General features: G+C 70.0%; 14 protein-coding genes, 1 pseudogene and 1 riboswitch. Of the genes and pseudogenes, 4 read left to right on the top strand and 11 right to left on the bottom strand.

The genetic code is table 11. The annotated features are described in order from the left end of the window. Positions 1-130 precede the first annotated feature (130 nt). From NBY69_RS01215 to NBY69_RS01185, 7 genes are all read right to left on the bottom strand, one after another. Entirely contained in the window at positions 131-1696 is a 1566-nt protein-coding gene (locus NBY69_RS01215; protein ID WP_250297693.1) for an MDR family MFS transporter, read from the bottom strand. A gap of 19 nt (positions 1697-1715) precedes the next feature. After that, the gene (locus NBY69_RS01210) at positions 1716-3092 is read right to left on the bottom strand and encodes a carboxylesterase family protein (protein WP_250297692.1); all 1377 of its coding nucleotides are present in this window, start codon (positions 3090-3092) and stop codon (positions 1716-1718) included. A gap of 158 nt (positions 3093-3250) precedes the next feature. Next, complete coding sequence (locus NBY69_RS01205; protein ID WP_250297691.1) at positions 3251-4354, bottom strand: phenazine antibiotic biosynthesis protein; 1104 nt, start codon at positions 4352-4354, stop codon at positions 3251-3253. Further along, positions 4344-5777 carry an MmgE/PrpD family protein gene (locus NBY69_RS01200; protein ID WP_250297690.1) on the bottom strand — a complete coding sequence of 478 codons (1434 nt, stop codon included), beginning with the start codon at positions 5775-5777 and terminating at the stop codon, positions 4344-4346. Before NBY69_RS01200 ends, NBY69_RS01205 begins: the two co-directional genes overlap by 11 nt. Positions 5778-5779: 2 nt before the next feature. Continuing rightward, positions 5780-6595 (bottom strand): cyclase family protein, encoded by an 816-nt coding sequence (locus NBY69_RS01195; RefSeq protein ID WP_250297689.1) that lies wholly within the window; start codon positions 6593-6595, stop codon positions 5780-5782. Then, positions 6592-7470 (bottom strand): CoA ester lyase, encoded by an 879-nt coding sequence (locus NBY69_RS01190; RefSeq protein ID WP_250297688.1) that lies wholly within the window; start codon positions 7468-7470, stop codon positions 6592-6594. Before NBY69_RS01190 ends, NBY69_RS01195 begins: the two co-directional genes overlap by 4 nt. Then, positions 7460-8665 carry a CaiB/BaiF CoA transferase family protein gene (locus tag NBY69_RS01185; RefSeq protein ID WP_374211179.1) on the bottom strand — a complete coding sequence of 402 codons (1206 nt, stop codon included), beginning with the start codon at positions 8663-8665 and terminating at the stop codon, positions 7460-7462. Before NBY69_RS01185 ends, NBY69_RS01190 begins: the two co-directional genes overlap by 11 nt. A 529-nt stretch (positions 8666-9194) precedes the next feature. Here NBY69_RS01185 and NBY69_RS01180 point away from each other — a divergent pair. After that, on the top strand, positions 9195-10412 hold the full coding sequence (locus tag NBY69_RS01180) for a cytochrome P450 (RefSeq protein WP_250297687.1): 1218 nt from the start codon (positions 9195-9197) through the stop codon (positions 10410-10412). 73 nt (positions 10413-10485) lie between these two features. On the opposite strand, the gene NBY69_RS01175 is transcribed toward NBY69_RS01180, so the two are convergent. From NBY69_RS01175 to gcvT, 4 genes are all read right to left on the bottom strand, one after another. Next, entirely contained in the window at positions 10486-11853 is a 1368-nt protein-coding gene (locus tag NBY69_RS01175) for an L-serine ammonia-lyase (protein ID WP_250297686.1), read from the bottom strand. 167 nt (positions 11854-12020) lie between these two features. After that, the gene (gene glyA, locus NBY69_RS01170; protein ID WP_250297685.1) at positions 12021-13283 is read right to left on the bottom strand and encodes a serine hydroxymethyltransferase; all 1263 of its coding nucleotides are present in this window, start codon (positions 13281-13283) and stop codon (positions 12021-12023) included. Positions 13284-13293: 10 nt separating this feature from the next. Further along, complete coding sequence (gene gcvH / locus NBY69_RS01165) at positions 13294-13674, bottom strand: glycine cleavage system protein GcvH (RefSeq protein WP_250297684.1); 381 nt, start codon at positions 13672-13674, stop codon at positions 13294-13296. Between the two features lie 67 nt (positions 13675-13741). Further along, positions 13742-14857, bottom strand: a complete 1116-nt coding sequence (gcvT, locus tag NBY69_RS01160; RefSeq protein ID WP_250297683.1) for a glycine cleavage system aminomethyltransferase GcvT — start codon at positions 14855-14857, stop codon at positions 13742-13744. Between the two features lie 145 nt (positions 14858-15002). Continuing rightward, positions 15003-15098, bottom strand: a riboswitch (glycine riboswitch). Positions 15099-15226: 128 nt separating this feature from the next. Here gcvT and NBY69_RS01155 point away from each other — a divergent pair. The 3 genes and pseudogenes from NBY69_RS01155 to NBY69_RS01145 form a co-directional block, all read left to right on the top strand. After that, positions 15227-15904: pseudogene (locus NBY69_RS01155) on the top strand (AAA family ATPase); the annotation flags it as partial. 92 nt (positions 15905-15996) lie between these two features. Further along, positions 15997-16731 (top strand): enhanced serine sensitivity protein SseB, encoded by a 735-nt coding sequence (locus NBY69_RS01150; RefSeq protein ID WP_250297682.1) that lies wholly within the window; start codon positions 15997-15999, stop codon positions 16729-16731. A gap of 127 nt (positions 16732-16858) precedes the next feature. Further along, positions 16859-17632 (top strand): enhanced serine sensitivity protein SseB C-terminal domain-containing protein, encoded by a 774-nt coding sequence (locus NBY69_RS01145; RefSeq protein ID WP_250297681.1) that lies wholly within the window; start codon positions 16859-16861, stop codon positions 17630-17632. The last annotated feature ends 344 nt before the right edge of the window (positions 17633-17976 follow it).

Below are 17976 nucleotides of genomic sequence, written 5' to 3'. Positions count from 1 at the left end.
CGCCGGAGAGGAAACGTGCCGGAGTGCGTGGCGTACGCGCAGATCGCCGGTGTGCCCCCTCGGTCTCACGTCGGAAGTGCGGTGGCACGGGCACCCGGGGTGCGGTGACATGGAGTTCCTCCCCGGCCGGTCACCCGGTGGAGCCTTCCCGCCGCCCGGCGCGCGCCCCCAGGGACACGGGCTTCCAGAAGAGTTGGAGGATCAGGCCGACCAGCGCCAACGCGGACATGCACAGGAACACGGTGTCCATCGAGTCGGCGAAGCCGTGCCGGACCGGACCGGCGGTCGCAGCGGGGAGGCGGTCCAGCACCGAGGTGTCCGCGACGAGACTGCCGACGTCCGGCACGTGCTGCCCTCCGGCGACGCGCAGTTCGGCGGCGATGTCGGGTGCGGCGAACGAGAAGAGCAGCGTCAGGAACAGCGCCACGCCCAAGGTGCTGCCGATCTGCCGGAAGAACGTGACGGCGGCCGTGGACACCCCCATGTCGCTGCCCGGCAGGATGTTCTGCATCACCAGGTTCAGCGGCTGGTTGAACGCCCCGAGACCGAGACCGACGAACAGCGTCAGTACGGACGTCCCCGGCAACGCCGAGTCGGTATGCAGGAATTGCAGCAGGAAGACGCCGGTCACGAACACGACAGCACCGACGATGGTGTGCGTACGGTACGTGCCGGTGCGCGAGACGATCTGCGCGGACACCACGGATCCGACGACGGTGCCCAGCAGCGTCGGCAGGAGCAGCAATCCGGCCACAGTCGGGGTCAGACCGAGCACGACCTGGAAGTACTGGGGCAACAGCGTGATCACCCCGAGCTGTGTGGCACCGAGTACCACGGCCAGCCCCAGGCCCTGGCTGAACCGCGCGTCGCCGAAGATGCGCAGCGGGACGAACGCGTGCTCCCCCATGGCCTTCTCGACGAGGACGAACACGAGCAGACCGCCGGACCCGGTGCAGTAACAGAGCACGGAGTCCGGCGCGCCCCAGCCCCAGGTGCGGCCCTGGTCGGCGACGACGAGCAGGGGCACCAGGCCCACCGTGAGCAGCAGACCGCCCGGCCAGTCGATCCGTACGTCCTCGCGCCGGACCGATCGCAGTCTCAGCACCCGCCACACCACCAGCAGCGACACCAGCCCCAGTGGCACGTTGACCAGGAACACCCAGCGCCAGCCGGTGATACCGGCGATGCTGCGAGTACCGGAGAACAGACCGCCGACGACCGGCCCGAACAGGCCGGAACCGGTGTACACGGCGAGGAAGTACCCCTGGTAGCGGGCGCGTTGCCGGGGTGCGACGAGGTCACCGAGGATGGTCAGCGTCAGCGACGCCAGCCCGCCGGCCCCGATTCCCTGTACCGCGCGGAACGCGGCGAGCTGGTACATCGACGTCGAGAAGCTGCACAGCAGCGATCCCAGCATGAACACGGAGATGGCGAACATGAAGAGCGGCTTGCGCCCGTAGATGTCCGAGAGCTTGCCGTACAGCGGGGTGGTGATCGTGGAGGTGGCCAGGTACGCCGTGGTGACCCAGGCCTGGAGCGCGTAGCCGTGGAAGTCGTTGGCGATGGTGCGGATCGAGGTGGATATCACGCTCTGGTCCAGCAGGGCGAGGAAGAGGCCGAGCAGGAGCCCCGACAGGAGGTGGAGGATCTGTCGGTGGCTCAGTTCGCGCCCGCTGTTGACGGCGGTGGCGGCCATCGGTGGTGGACCTTTCAGGTCAAGGTGTCGGCAGTGCCCCGGTCCTCGGCGCGGGGCCGACCCAGCGCGCGACGGGTTTCTCGCTGTCGTACGGACCCCAGCCCGGTCTGCCGTCGGTGGCGAGGGCCACCAGCGCGCCTTGTTCGACGGCAGCGACCGCACGGTCGGTGTCGGTACCCGAGGCCAGATCGCAGAACAACGACTCGATGTCGCAGGTGTGCATCGCGCGCCCCTTGATACGGGGGTCTGCCGCCGTCAGTGACGTGGTCGCGTGGTAGTCGAAGACCTGCGCCCAGCACGTACCGGTAACGGCAGCCGCGTCGAGCAGACGCCGCGCGGGATCGATGAACACGTGACGGGAGACGACGTCGATCTTCTCGTCGTGGGTCAGCGAGGGGTCCGTGGCGGGCAGCGCCGCGTACAGCCGGTCGATCTCGGTGTCGGAGACCAGGTCGTGCCACCGGGCCTCGTTGGAGGTCACGGACACCAGCAACGGCACGTCGGCTATCAGGCCCTCCCGAACGGAATCCAGCGGCGCCTTCGGGATCAGCTCGCCGTCGATCACCGGTCGGTAGTGGACCTGCCCCTTTCTCAGTAACTGACGGTGCATGTACCGGAGTTCCACGTTGGACAGGCCGGCGAGTCCGGCCGGGCCGCCGGCCAGGGACGGCGCCGAGCGCAGGAAGTCCTCGGCGAACTCGACGGCCTCGGCGGCGGTGGTGGGCTGCTCGGCATTGCCGCTGTAGACGGCCGCCCGGTGGAAGAGGCCGCGCGCCTCGGGCACCCCGAACAGGGTGCTGACGTTGGAGGAACCGGCCGAGTTGCCGAACAGCGTGACGTTGTCCGGGTCGCCGCCGAACGCGCCGATGTTCTCGCGGACCCAGCGCAGCAGCAGCACCTGGTCACGCACGCCGAGGTTGGTGGTGCCGGTGAACCGGTCGTCGAGCAGCCCCAGGTGCAGCCAGCCCCACGGTCCGAGCCGGTAGTTGCCGCTGACCACGACGACCTCGTGCTGGGCGGCGACCGTCCAGTGGTCGATCCTGGGCTGGGCGCCGGCGCCGCAGGTGTTCCGGCCGGGGTGGATCCACACCAGCACCGGTCGCGGCCGGCCGTCCCCGTAACTGCGGGACCAGACGTTGAGGTTGAGGCACTGCTCGGCCTCGACGACGCCCGGGAGCAGGGTGGTGAGCTTCTTCTCCAGGTACGGCGGGGCCTGCCAGCTGACCGGACCCCAGTGCGTGGCGTCCAGATCACCAGCGACCGCGAGCGGTTCGGCGGGACGGAACCGCTGCGGCACGAAGCCGAACGGGACACCTCGCCAGTGGATCACGCCCCGGTCGTCGCAGAAGCCCCTGACCGTGCCGGAACCGGTCGGCACGCACAGGTCGGTGGACATCGGCTCAGCTCCGTTCCGGCGTGTGGCGGACCGGTATCCCGGCGAAGCTGCTGCGCATGGTCATGGCTTCCTCACGGTGCACGTCGTCGGCAGTACAGCAATTGCGATGGGTTCCCGCGCCGGCCCGGTGACTTCCGCGCCCGGCCGGGGCGGGTGGGTCAGTAGATGCCTTCGATGACGGCTTCGCCGCCGAACGTCTCGACCGGCTGGGGCGCGGACACCGAGTCGCCGAGGTGTCCCTCCGGCGCCGGCACCCGGATCGCCGTGTCGCGCTCCCTGTTGTTCGGCAGGAACATGACCTTGCTGACATGGCTCATCACGACCTGGCCACGGGTGCCGTACTCGACCTGTTCGCCGGTCGCGGGGTCGACCACCCGGAAGGTCACCACGGGGCTGCGGGTGTCGTAGACGATGTCCTCGTCACGGGAAAGACCGGCCCGTTCCGTCGTGCCCTCCAGGATCAGGGCGCTGCTGTACCGGCTGAGCATCCGCACGCCGGGGAAGTACTCGTACTCCAGCTCGAACCGCTCGTCGATGGTCATGTGCGCGCCGCCCCAGAAGATCAGGTCGACCTTGTCCTTGATCAGCTTGGTCAGCTCGGGGCGGCGGGTGCACGCCTGCAGCAGCGGCGGGGTGATCACCAGCAGACCGATGTCCTGGGTGGCCATGACGTGCTCGATCTGGTCCAGGACGTGCTCGACGTAGGCGGCGACCTGCTCGGTCTCCCCACGGGCGATCAGTTTCTTCACCCAGCGCGGGTCCAGGTCGATGCTGAACTTGACGATGTTCTCCCGCTCGACCAGGAAGTCGTAGAACACGCCGATCTTGTGCGGACCGGTGGGGGTGGCGACCAGGATGTGCGCCCTGCGGCGGCCCGCGAACTGCGGGCCCTTGCGCAACCGCTCGACGGCCGCCTCGATCCAGTCCGGCATCAGGATGATGCGCTTGGGGGCGCCGGTGGTGCCGCCGGTCTCGAAGACGTGCGGAGCCGGCGGGTTCGGACCGTACCCGCGCGGCACGAGGTCCTCGACCGGGACGTCGCGCAACTCGTCCACCACGTTGGGGAACTTGCGCAGATCGTCGAACGTGCCGACCCCGGTGAGGGGATCGAACCCGAGGGTCCTGGCCCGGCGCAGCCAGAACGGCGAGCCGGTGTCCTCGCCGAAGTGCCAGCGGACCGCGGTCCGCAGGTACTCGTCGGCATCCCACGGGTCGACCGCCGGGTCGAGGATCTTCCATACGGTGGTGTCGTCACCGGCCATCGCGGGCCTCCGTACTGGTAGTTGCCAAGGTGATCAGACGCAGGACCGTGCGCGCGGTCGCCGGACCTGTCAGGCTCCGGATCTCCTCGCGCAGGGCGCGCGAGGTGGCCCCGTCGCACCGGGTCCGGGTGCCGAGGTCGAACTTGAGGTCCAGCTCGGCCTGGGACAGCGGCCGGTGCGGGCCGCCCCGATTGGTCATCACGGCCACCCGCTCGGTGCGGCCGTCGCGCAGTCTCGCGGTCAGGACCGTCGGGAACTGGTCGGGGAAGTCCGCCGTGCACGCGGCGTCGGCGTGACAGCTGACCTTCGCCGCCAGCGCCAGTACCTCGGGCCGGCGGGCGGCCTCGTCGGTGAAGTCCTCCAGGTGGAGGCCGAGTCCGCCGCCTCCGACCAGTGCGGAAGCGATCGTGTACGGACCGGAGAACGCGGCCGCGTAACCACTTTCCGGCACAGCCTTGACGGCCGGTGGTTCGGCGATGGTGCGCAGCACCGGCTGCGCCACCCCGGCCTCGATCGCGACGATGTCGTCCGGTGTCACGCCGCGTGCCCGCAGTTCCAGGGCGGCGTCGATCCCGGTGTGCGTGAAGTGATTGCACGGATAGGGCTTGATGTGCAAGGACTCCGAGTACCAGTGCGCACCCAGGCCCGCGGTGACGATCTCCGGTACGGCGCGGTCACCGCAGAAGGCCTGGAAGAACCCGAACCGGCCTTCCAGCACGGTCGGCGGACCGGTCAGACCCGCGGTCGCGAGCTGCGCGGCGGACACACCGCAGTGCGCCGCCCACCCGGTGTGGATCCGCTTGACACTGCCGCCGGTCCGGTTCGCCTCCAGCACCCCGGATCCCATGCTCGCGGCGATCGCGACCGCGTCGGCGAGGGTGCCCGCGTCGCCGCCGGACAGCATCGTGGCGGCGACGGCCGACCCGATCGCACCGCAGATGGAACTCGCGTGCTGGCCCCGCTCGAAGAAGATCGAGTTGCCGAGTTCCCTGTCGTAGCCGGCCATGCCCAGCCGCACACACACCTCGACCCCCACGGCGACGGCGTCGAGCAGTGCGGGCCCACCGGCACCGGTCTCCTCCGCGACGGCCAGCGCGGCCGGCACGACCGACGCGCTCGGGTGCAGCACCGACGGCAGATGGGTGTCGTCGAAGTCCATGCAGTGCGCCAGTGTGCCGTTCACGAAGGCGGCGCTGCCCGGGGGAAACCGCTGCGACCGGCCCACCACGGTGGCCACGTCGGCGCTGCCCCACCGGCCGGCCACCTCGGTCACCAGATCGGCGACCGGCCGGCCGGCCGCCAACATCATGTTGCCGACCGTGTCCGACACCGCCCGCACCGCGCAGGAGCGCCGGCCGGCCGGCAGACCGCCGCGCGCCACGGACTCGGCGTACTCGCCGACGACGTCGACCAGTCCACGCACCGTCACACCTCGCTGACCGCGGCCAGCGGCCGGACCGGCGACCCCGTGCCACCGACGATCTTCAACGGGGACAGGACGAAGGTGAACTCGGCGACGCCCCGCTCGGCTATCTCCGTCAGCCGCATGTGCTCGATGATGTGGATCCCGTTGTCCACCAACAGGATGCGGTGCACCGGCATGGTGGCATGGCCGACCTCGGGGTGCACCTGCTCGAAGGCCGTGGTGTCGGAGCCGGCCGCGACGATCCGGTGCGAGGCGAGCCACTCGGCGGCGTCCGGGGTCACGCCCGGCACACCGCTGGCCGTGCCGAGGTAGGTGTCCGGAGCCGACCACCACGTGCTCCACCCGGTGTTGACCAGGCACACCCCACCCTCGGACGGCGCCACTCCGGCGCGCTTCGCGGCGGCGGCGAGGTCGTCGGCGGTGATGCCGTGATGGGCGGGCAGGCAATCCACGCCGTGCAGGGCGGCGACGTCCAGCAGCACCCCGGGCACGATCATCGGCGTGATCGTGTCCACGCCGTGCACGGAGAACCTGCCGCCGGTCAGGGCGTCCGCGCAGTCGACGCCGCCGTGCAGCTTCCCGTCCTGGGAGACGTGGGCCAGCGCGTCGACATGGGTGCCGACGTGGCCGCCGGTGACGATGAGCTCGTTGGCGGCGGACCCGCCGTCGGGGCGGACCATGTCGCCGTGCCGGCGGGCCAGCGACATCCGGAAGCCGGGATGGTTGGGCGAGCAGGGGATCCCGTTCGCCAGCGGCTGGGCCAGGTCGTAGATCCGCAGTCCCGTTCGGACAGCGGTGAGCAGAGCATCGGTCATGACGCCTCCGTCATCAGGTTGAGTGCGTCGGCCAGGGACAGCGTCTGCTTGGCGTTGGCGATGATCGGGGGAGCGACCAGCCTGCCCTGGGGAGTGAGCACGACCGATGCGTTGTTCGCGAGGGCGAGGTCGGCCGCTTCGCAGATCTCCTGGGCGTCCTTGATCTCGCCGGTGGTGGGCGTGTAGACGTCGTGGATGATCGGCAGTTGGTCGGGGTGGATCGCCATCCGGCCGATGAAGCCGAGGTTCTTGCCGTGCACGCTGGAGCGCAGCAGCCCTTCGAGGTCGCGGGGCTCCGGCCACACGCTCTGGCACGGGCTGGGCAGGCCGGCCGCCCTGGACGCGATGATCACCCGGGCCCTGCCGGCGTCCATCGTCGGGCCCTCCAGCCCGGTGCGCAGGTCCGCACGGAGGTCGGACTCGCCGAGACCGAGCATGGTCACCGCCTTCGACGCGGTGGCCAGCCCGTAGACGTTCTCCAGCGCGTGCGCGGACTCGATCAGCAGATGGATGGTCGCCGAGCTGCCCAACTGCTCCAGCACCGACGCCACTTGGCGGACATCGTCGGGGTGGCGCGTCTTCGCCATCCGGACGCCTGCGAGTCCGGCGCCGACGACGGCGGCCACGTCGTCGAGACAGCGGCCGGTGCTGATCCCGTTGACCCGCACATAGGTCGGTTTGACGGTCGGCTGAGCCGTGCGGCACGCGACGATCTCCCGCGCGCGGTCCTTCTCCCACGCCGGCACGGCGTCCTCCAGGTCCAGGATCACCGCATCGGCCTGCGAGGCGTAGGCCCGCTCGATCCGGTCGGGCTGGTGCCCGGGTACGTACAGGCAGCTCCGGAACACCGGACGGCTGCGCGGGTCAGGTTCCACTGGTCGTGCCCTGTTCTGCCGACAGACGCGCGAGCAACTCGTCGGTGTGCGCCCCCAACGGGGGGCCGGCCCACCGGACACGACCGGGCGTCTCCGACAGCCGGAACGGCACGTTCTGCATCAGTACCGTGCCCAGTTCCCCGTCAGGGACGCGGACCGCGACCTCCCGGGCCCGGAAGTGCGGATCGTCCAGCACGTCGTCGACCTCGTAGACCGGGGCGACGGCCGCCTCGGCACGGTCGAACGCCGCGACGACCTCGTCCCGGTCACGGTCGGCGATCCAGCCGCCGACGAGTTCGTCGATCAGCGTCCGGTGCCGGACACGGCCGGTGCCGGTGGCGAACCACGGTTCGTCGACCAGGTCAGGCCGGCCGACAAGAGTGATCACCCGTTCCGCGACGGACTGCGCGGGCGCCGACACCGCCACCCAGGTGCCGTCGGCGCAGCGGTAGACGTTGCGTGGAGCGTTGTTGGTGGAGCCGTTGCCGACCCTGGCCGGCTTGGCCTTCGCCTTGTCGTAGCCGGTGATCTGGGCACCGAGCGCGCCGATCACGGCCTCGGTGATCGCCACATCGGCGATCTGGCCACGGCCGGTCCTCCCCCGCGCGTGCAGGGCGATCAGGCAGGCCAGCGCCGCATGCAGCCCGGCGAGGGCGTCACCGAGGGGGAACGGTGGCAGCAGCGGAGCGCCGTCGGGCTCACCGGACATCGACGCGAGCCCGCTCATCGCCTCCGCGATCGTGCCGAACCCCGGCCGGCCGGCGTACGGACCGTCCTGACCGAACGCCGTCACCCGGGTGACCACCAGCGCGGGATTGGCCTCCCGCAGCACATCGGGGCCGAGGCCCCAGCGTTCCAGTGTGCCGGGGCGGAAGTTCTCGATCAGGATGTCGGCGTCGCGAACCACGGCGAGGAACCGGTCCTTGTCCTCGGCCCGCTTCAGGTCGAGCGTCACGCACTTCTTGTTGCGGTTGAGCACCTTCCACAGCAGGGGGACGCCGTCGTGGGACTGGCCGAAGCGGCGCAGGGGGTCACCCGAGGGGTGCTCGACCTTGATCACCTCGGCACCGAAGTCGGCGAGCAGCTGCGCCGCGTACGGACCGGCGAACAGCGTGGAGACGTCCACCACCGTGATGCCGGAGAGCGGCATCCGGGCGCAGACCGAGTCGTCCTGTTGCCCGCCCAATGGGATCACCGTGCTTTCCGTCGACGCGACGCAACGCCGGAGCACGGCCGCGAATGAATTGCTCCCTGTTCACGGCTCTCTGTTTCACGCGGAGCGTGTAATTTCACGCGGAGCGTGTAACCGGGGAAAGCCGTTCGCGGATCTTTCCTGTCTCGAAAATTCCTGTGCGCGACACTTGTCGGTGGAATCTTCAGAACCACTGTCGGCGGTCCAGTGGATTCGGTCAAGCTCATAATTTCGATGTACTCGATCGCATGGTGCGATCCAATGCCCAGTCCGCCTGGAACCAATCCTTCTGGGGCGTTCCTGGGGTGGGCCGCGCGCTGCCGGGTGTATTTCGCGTATCCGGCTCATGGATCGCATCATGCGATCCGGTGAATCGGAATAATCAGCTTGACCGTATCGGTGCGACCCTCGACAGTGGTCCTGGTGATTATGTCGAACGGTAATTTACGTTCGAGCGCGAAGATATTGGAAATCCGTTGAATGGGGCGTCGTCAGCGAAATGATGTGACCCATCGGTCTGGAGCTGCCCCACATGACGGACGCCCACCTCACCTCCCGTACGGAAGTCCGCGACTTCCCGGTCACCAGGCCGGATTCCTGTTCCTTCGACCCCGACGAGACCTACACCCGGCTGCGCGCCGGGGAGCCCGTGTCGCTGGTCCGCTGCCCGGCCGGGATGACCGCCTGGCTGGTCAGTCGGTACAAGGACGTGCAGGACGTACTCGCGGATCCGCGGCTGAGCTCACGCGGCGCGGGTTCGAATCACATGCTGCCGTCGTTCGACGGAGGAGACCCGGTCCCGGGCTTCATGATCCAGCTGGACGGCGCGGAGCACGCGCGGTTGCGGCGGCTGCTGATGGGCGAGTTCACCATGCGGCGGGCGGAGGCGCTCCGGCCGTACATCCAGAAGATCACCGATGAGCACATCGATGCGATGCTCGCCGGGGCGACCCCGGACCTGGTGCGGGACTTCGCCCTGCCGATCCCGTTGCTGGTGATCTGCAAGATGCTCGGCGTGCCCTACGACCACCACGAGGCGTTCCGGCGCGACAGCCAGGTACTGATGGACTTCGATTCCGACGAGGCGACCCGCGACGCGGCCGACCAGCGGCTGGACGGCTACCTCGGCGAGGTGATCGGGCAGCGGCTCACCGAGCCGCAGGACGACCTGCTCAGCCGGCTGATCGACCGGGGCAACGAGACCGACCGGCCGCTGACCACGCAGGAGTTGGTCACGCTCGCCAAGCTGCTGCTGGTCGCCGGACACGAGACGACCGCCAGCATGGTCGCACTGAGCACGTTGGTGCTGCTGGAGAACTCCGGCCGGATGGCTGCGCTGCGTGCCGCGCCGGACACCGTCGGCGCCGCCGTGGAGGAGCTGCTGCGCTATCTCTCGGTGATCCAGTTCGGGCTGCTCCGGTACGCCACCGAGGACCTCTCCGTCGGCGGCACCGCGGTGAAGGCGGGAGAGTGGCTGGTCGCCGCGGTCCCGTCGGGCAACCGGGACGAGAGTGTCTTCCCGGCCCCCGACACCGTCGATCTCGGCCGGCAGGCCCGCACCCACCTGGCGTTCGGGTTCGGCGCGCACCAGTGCATCGGCCACCAGCTGGCCCGGATCGAGCTCCGGATCGCGCTCGTCACGCTGCTGCGCCGGGTGCCGGGGCTGCGGTTGGCGAGGCCGTTGACGCGGTCCGACTTCAGGCTCAACGACATCGTCTACGGCCTGCGGAGCATGCCGGTCGTCTGCTGACGACCGGGCCGGGCCCCGCCGCGCGAGGGCGCTGGACACGAAGGAGCCGGGACCGCGTCAGGGGCCCGCTCTCTCAACACTCGATGATGTTCACCGCGAGCCCGCCGCGCGCGGTCTCCTTGTACTTGACCGACATGTCCGCGCCGGTCTCCTTCATCGTCTTGATGACCTTGTCCAGGGAGACCTTGTGGCTGCCGTCCCCGCGCATGGCCATCTTCGCCGCGGTGACGGCCTTGACCGCCGCCATCCCGTTGCGCTCGATGCACGGGATCTGCACCAGACCGCCGACCGGGTCGCAGGTCAGGCCCAGGTTGTGCTCCATGCCGATCTCGGCCGCGTTCTCCACCTGCTCGGGGGAGCCGCCGAGCACCTCGGCCAGCGCGCCCGCCGCCATCGAGCAGGCGGAGCCGACCTCGCCCTGGCAGCCGACCTCGGCGCCGGAGATGGAGGCGTTCTCCTTGAAGAGCATGCCGATGGCGCCCGCGGAGAGCATGAAGCGGACGATGCCCTCTTCGTCGGCGCCGGGGATGAAGTTGGTGTAGTAGTGCAGAACGGCCGGGATGATGCCCGCCGCGCCGTTCGTCGGGGCGGTGACGACCCGGCCGCCCGCCGCGTTCTCCTCGTTCACGGCCATCGCGTAGAGGGTGATCCACTCCATCGCGCGGGCCAGCGGATCGCCCTCGGCGCGCAGCTGGCGGGCCGAATTGGCCGCGCGGCGGCGGACCTTGAGGCCGCCGGGGAGGATGCCCTCGCGGGACATGCCGCGTGCGACACAGGCCTGCATGACGTGCCAGATGTCGAGGAGCCCGGAGCGGATCTCCGCCTCGGTGCGCCAGGCCTTCTCGTTCTCCAGCATCAGCGCGGAGATGGACAGACCCGTCTCGCGGGTGAGCCGCAGCAGCTCGTCGCCGGTGCGGAAGGGGTACTTCAGCACGGTGTCGTCGAGGACGATGCGGTCCTCGCCGACGGCGTCCTCGTCCACCACGAAGCCGCCGCCCACCGAGTAGTACGTCTTCTCCAGGAGCGTGGCGCCTTCGCTGTCGTACGCGAGGACCGTCATGCCGTTGGCGTGGTACGGAAGTGCCTTGCGCCGGTGCAGGACCAGGTCCGCGTCGAAGTCGAAGGCGATCTCGTGCGCGCCGAGGATGTTGATGCGGCCGGTGCCGCGGATCTGGTCGATGCGCTCGTCGGCGTGCTCGACGTCGACCGTACGGGGGGACTCACCCTCCAGGCCGAGGAGCACCGCCTTCGGGGTGCCGTGTCCGTGGCCGGTCGCGCCCAGTGAGCCGTACAGCTCGGCGCGCACGGTGGCCGTGTGCGCCAGCAGACCCTCGTTCTTGAGGCGGGCCGCGAACATCCGGGCGGCCCGCATGGGGCCGACCGTGTGGGAGCTGGACGGGCCGATGCCGATCGAGAACAGGTCGAAGACCGATATGGCCACGGGGACTCCTAGATCTTGGTAGACGCCTTTGTCTGCCGGGGTGGTGCAGAGAAGGGGTACACGGTGCGGGGCACCGCGCTCACTGTTCAGTGTGCGGGTGCCCCGTGGTTCGTACAAAAACGTACGGTTTACAGCGTACGGATAGTGAACGTACCGATGTGGTGCGTTTACTTCAGGCCGGGGTACAGCGGGAGCTTCTCGGCCAGCGCGGTGACCCGGGCGGCCAGCGCCTCCCGGTCGTATGCGGGCTTCAGCGCAGCCGCGATGATGTCCGCGACCTCGGTGAAGTCCTCGGCCTGGAAGCCGCGGGTGGCCAGCGCGGGCGTACCGATCCGCAGACCCGAGGTGACCATCGGGGGGCGCGGGTCGTTCGGGACCGCGTTGCGGTTGACCGTGATGCCGACCTCGTGGAGACGGTCCTCGGCCTGCTGGCCGTCCAGCTCGGAGTCGCGCAGGTCGACGAGGACCAGGTGCACGTCCGTGCCGCCGGAGAGGACCGAGACGCCGTGCTCGGTGACATCGGGCTGCACCAGGCGCTCGGCCAGGATGCGGGCGCCGTCCAGGGTGCGCTGCTGGCGCTCCTTGAACTCCTCCGTCGCCGCGACCTTGAACGAGACGGCCTTGGCCGCGATCACGTGCTCCAGCGGGCCACCCTGCTGACCGGGGAAGACCGCGGAGTTGATCTTCTTGGCCAGCTCGGCGGTCGAGAGGATCACGCCACCGCGCGGGCCGCCCAGCGTCTTGTGGGTGGTCGTCGTCACGACGTGCGCGTGCGGGACGGGCGACGGGTGCAGACCCGCGGCGACCAGGCCCGCGAAGTGCGCCATGTCGACCATCAGGTACGCGCCGACCTCGTCCGCGATCTTGCGGAAGGCGGCGAAGTCCAGCTGGCGCGGGTACGCGGACCAGCCGGCCACGATCAGCTTCGGCCGGGACTCCCTGGCGAGGCGCGCGACCTCGGCCATGTCGACCTCGCCGGTCTTCTCGTCGACGTGGTACGCGACCACGTTGTAGAGCTTGCCGGAGAAGTTGATCTTCATGCCGTGGGTCAGGTGCCCGCCGTGCGCGAGGTTCAGACCCATGATCGTGTCACCGGGCTTGATCAGCGCGAACATCGCGGCGGCGTTCGCCTGGGCACCCGAGTGGGGCTGTACGTTCGCGTGCTCGGCGCCGAAGAGCGCCTTGATCCGGTCGATCGCGATCTGCTCGATGACGTCGACGTGCTCGCAGCCACCGTAGTAACGGCGGCCCGGGTAGCCCTCGGCGTACTTGTTGGTGAGAACCGAGCCCTGGGCCTCCATGACCGCGACCGGGGCGAAGTTCTCCGAGGCGATCATTTCGAGGGTGGACTGCTGGCGTACCAGCTCGGCGTCGACAGCGGCGGCGACGTCCGGGTCGAGCTCGTGGAGGGAGGAATCAAGAAGCGACATGAAGGAGTCCCTAGTTGCCGGCGGAGAAAGCGTCGTACTCGTCGGCGGAGAGCAGATCGTCCGGCTCACCGGTGACGCGCACCTTGAACAGCCAACCGCCCTCGTACGGGGCGGTGTTCACCAGCGACGGGTCGTCGATGACGTCCTGGTTGACCGCGGTGATCTCACCGGTGACCGGGGCGTACAGATCGCTGACCGACTTGGTCGACTCCAGCTCGCCGCAGGTCTCGCCCGCGGTCACCGTGGAGCCGGCCTCAGGGAGCTGGGCGTAGACGACGTCACCGAGCGCGTTGGCCGCGAACTCCGTGATGCCGACCGTCGAGACGCCTTCCTCGGCGACCGACAGCCACTCGTGCTCCTTGCTGTAACGCAGCTGCTGGGGGTTGCTCATGACCTGATTCTCCTGGATGCGGGGGAGTGCTGATGAACGGTGGTCTTACGGGCTGAGATGGTGTGGGTCACTTCTGGCGCTTGTAGAAGGGGAGCGCCACGACCTCGTACGGCTCATGCGTACCGCGGATGTCCACGGCCACACCGGACGTACCGGGCTCGGCGTGCGCCGCGTCGACGTACGCGATGGCGATCGGCTTGCCCAGGGTGGGCGACGGTGCGCCGGAGGTGACCTCGCCGACGACCTGGCCGTCGGCGACGACCGGATAGCCCGCACGGGGGACCCGGCGGCCCGAGGCGATCAGCCCGACCAGCTTGCGCGGCGGCGCGGCGGCGGCACGCTCGGCGGCGGCTTCGAGGGACGTACGCCCGACGAAGTCCCCCTCCTTCTCGAACTTGACGACCCGGCCGAGACCGGCGTCGAACGGGGTCAGCGCGGTGGTCAGCTCGTGGCCGTACAGCGGCATGCCCGCCTCCAGCCGCAGCGTGTCGCGGCAGGAGAGCCCGCACGGCACCAGGCCCACGGCCGCGCCGGCCTCGGTCAGCGCCTGCCAGAGCTTCTCGGCGTCGGACGGGTCCACGAACAGCTCGAAGCCGTCCTCGCCCGTGTAACCGGTACGGGCGATGAGCGCCGGGACACCCGCGACGGTGCCGGGCAGGCCCGCGTAGTACTTCAGCCCGTCCAGATCGGCGTCGGTCAGCGACTTCAGGATGCCGGGGGACTCCGGGCCCTGCACGGCGAGCAGCGCGTACGCGTCCCGGTCGTCCCGCACCTCGGCGTCGAAGCCCTCGGCGCGGGCGGTGAGCGCGTCCAGCACGGTCTGGGCGTTACCGGCGTTGGCGACGACCATGTACTCCTGGTCGGCCAGCCGGTACACGATCAGGTCGTCCAGGATCCCGCCGTCCTCCTGGCAGATCATGGTGTAGCGGGCGCGGCCGGCGCCCACGGTGCCGATGTTGCCGACCAGCGCGTAGTTCAGCAGGTCCACGGCCTGCGGGCCGGTGACGGTGATCTCGCCCATGTGGGAGAGGTCGAAGAGCCCGGCACGGGTCCGTACGGCGTTGTGCTCGTCGCGCTCACTGGCGTAGCGCAGCGGCATGTCCCAGCCCGCGAAGTCGGTCATGGTCGCGCCCAGCGAACGGTGCAGGGCGTCGAGTGAGGTGAGACGGGGGGTGCTGCTCATATGCGGTGCTCCCGGGGCATGACAGGTGAGGACGATTCCTCCCCATCTGTCATCGGAACCTGAGAGGTTCGCCGGCGCCTGTCGAGAGGGCGCGGCTTGCACCTTGGGTGGGACCGCACCAGGGCGGCCCGCTTTTCAGATCTGCCTCGTCCGCGCGGTACGGGGCCTGAGAGATTACAAGGGAGGGACTTGCTCCTTCGGCGCCCCGACCAGTGGTCGGGGACTCTCCCGCGCGGATTCGAACGGCCTGTATGGAGTTGGCGCGCACATCATCGCATGCCCGGACCGGCGGCGGACCGCCCGTATCGCATTACTCTTTCTTTACCCTTCGTGGGCAGGTAGCCGGGGGGCCCGACAGGGGGAGTGCTCATGAACGGGCAAGGCCAGGGGCAGCACGTCCACAGCGCGACCGGCGGACCGCGGCCGGTGCCCGTGCGCCCCGGACCCCGCCCGCGTCCGGCCGGGGGCGACCGTCCGGTGTCCACGGTCCGTGATCTGCGCGAGCGGGCCGGCCGCAGTCCGTACGGCCTGGTCTTCGCCGCCGGGGACGTGGTGGTCGTGTCGGGGCTCCCGGGCAGCGGCAAGTCCACCCTGTTACGGCGGGCCGTAGCCCACCGGATCGACTCGCAGGACGCGCGGGAGCGCTGGGAGCGCCGGATGCCCCGGTCCCTGCCGTACTGGACCTACCGGCCGCTGGTGCGGACCGCGCACTACCTCGGGCTGTGGCGGGCCCTGCGCTCGGGTGACAGCGTTGTCGTGCACGACTGCGGTACGCAGTCCTGGGTGCGCGGACTGCTGGCCCGCGCGGCCCGACGGCGCGGGCGCGCCCTGCACCTGCTGCTGCTCGACGTGGCGCCGGAGGTGGCACGGGCGGGACAGGCCGAGCGGGGCCGCGGCGTCTCGGCGTACGCCTTCGCCAGGCACCGCAGAGCGGTGGCCGCGCTGGTCCGGGACGCGGAGCGTGAACTGCTGCCCGCCGGGTGCGGATCCGCGGTGCTGCTCGACCGGGACGCGGCAGCGGTGCTGCGCCGCATCGGGTTCGCGGACGGCCGGAACGACGGCCGGAGTGACGACCTCGCGCACCGGGTCGTTAGGGTCGTCCGGCAGACGACCGGTGAGAAGGGGATACCTCGGTGGACATGGCATGGCCGGGCAATGAGCTCGAAGAGGTACTGGCCGCTTCGATCGGCAACCCCGAAGCGGGTGGCCGGCTGATCGAGGTGCTGGGGCGCAGCAGCGTCTGGGTCCCGCTGCCCAACGGCGGTGGGAACGACAGCAGTTCGCTCGATCTGCCCATGCTCGACATCGAGGGCGCGGCGTACGTCCCGGTCTTCAGCTCCGAGGCGCAGTTCGTCCGGTGCATGGGCTCGCACTTCTCCTTCACGGTGGCTCCGGCGGTCGAGTTCGCCCGCGGACTGCCGCCGCAGGCGGGCATCGCGGTGAACCCGGGCGGCGCCGTCGGCATGCCGCTGCCGCCGCCCGCCGTGGCCGAGCTGTGCCGGGCGGGACACACCTCGCTGGACGGCCCGGCGACCGGCGGCCGGGTGCGGCTCTTCGAACCGGACTGGCAGGAGGAGCCCGTCGACTTCCTCTCCGCGGCGGCGGGCGAGTTCGAGGAGACGGGCGTGGTGCGCTCGGCCCGCCGGGCGCTCGCCTCCATCGAGGGCGGCGACCCGGTCCTCTTCGTCGGCGTCGAGTTCGCGACCTGGGACGGTGCGGGCCAGAACGCCCCGATGGACGCGCTCGGCCGGGCACTCGGCCGGGTCGCGGTCCCCTGGCCGGTCAACCTCGTCCTGCTGGACGTGGCACAGGACCCGGTCGCCGACTGGATGCTGGAGAAGATCAGGCCCTTCTATGTCAGGTCCGCGTCGTAGGGGGTGACCGGGCACGGACCGGCCTAAGCTGGTTGGATGCGTGGAATGACCGGTGGGCGGGCGGCCGGTGGGGTTGCCTCCCGGCGGTAGCCGGGGGAAGGCGGATCGAAGAGGGGCGGAACCCAGAGTGAGTGCGTCGGGCACGGCGGCGGCCGGGCAGGTCGAGCACATGCTGCGCCAGGTGACCCCCGGGCGGTACGACGCCTACGAGGCACTGCTGCACGCACTCGCCGACAGCCAGGTCTGGATGCTGCTCTGGCACGGCCAGGCAGGAGCACCCGACGCCCAGTACGGGAACATGGAGATCGAAGGCCTCGGCTACGCCCCCTGCGTGACCTCCGCCCAGGAACTCGCGGTCTCCGGCTGGAACCGTTCGCACGAAGTGGTCACCGGGCGCGACCTCGCCCGGTCCCTCTACCCGGACCGCTGGGGCATCTGGCTCAACCCGCACGCCCCCGGCGGCGGTGTCGGCATCCCGTGGACCGATCTGCGCCGGATCGCCACCGGCCTCGACCGGATGCCCGCCGGGCCGCTCCGGCTGTCCGAACCGGCCATCGACATCCCGCAGTTCTACGCGCTGCTCACCCAGAGCGCCCACCACACGCCCGCGGTCCGCTCCCTGCGCCGCGTCTGGGTGCAGCCCGCGCTCGGCACGCCCTATCTGGCCATCGGTCTCGATCTGTACGACACGAGCCAGCAGTCCATCGACTCCGTGCGGGCGATGATGCAGCAGTCGATCGCCGCCGTGCCCGATGGGCTGCCCGTCTCGACCGTGGCGATGTCCGACGAGTACGACCCGGTCGGGATGTGGCTGCGCGCCAACTCCCGTCCGTTCTACGACCGCGAGGCCCAGGTGGCGCCCGCACCGGCGGCCGGGTACGGGTACCCGCCGGTAGGCTGACCGTCCCAATTAAAGCGCCGATAGCGCCTGTTGGGCGCCATGTCCGATCTGCGGGATTCGTACGCAGGTTTACCGCTCAGCCGCCTCCGACGTCCGGATAACGGAAGCTCATTGAGCGCATCACGTTTGCGCAAACATTCCCCGTCAGGTCTGGCGGGTGATCGCAACCGCCATGAAGACTCCCCGCTAACGCGCATCGTCGTGTCCGTGTGCGACATGCCGCTGAGGACCCGTCCGGTGCTTCAGCACAGCGGCATCAACTCAGCTCAGTGACACCACCAGTGGCATCACCCGATGCGCTTCACGCACAGCAGCCGCCACCGCGGCAGGTACGGGCCGGCCAC

The organism is Streptomyces sp. A 4/2 (assembly GCF_940670765.1).
Taxonomy (GTDB): domain Bacteria; phylum Actinomycetota; class Actinomycetes; order Streptomycetales; family Streptomycetaceae; genus Streptomyces.
The sequence above is the reverse complement of the archived record's forward strand: the minus strand, read 5'-3'. Positions and strand labels throughout refer to the sequence as shown.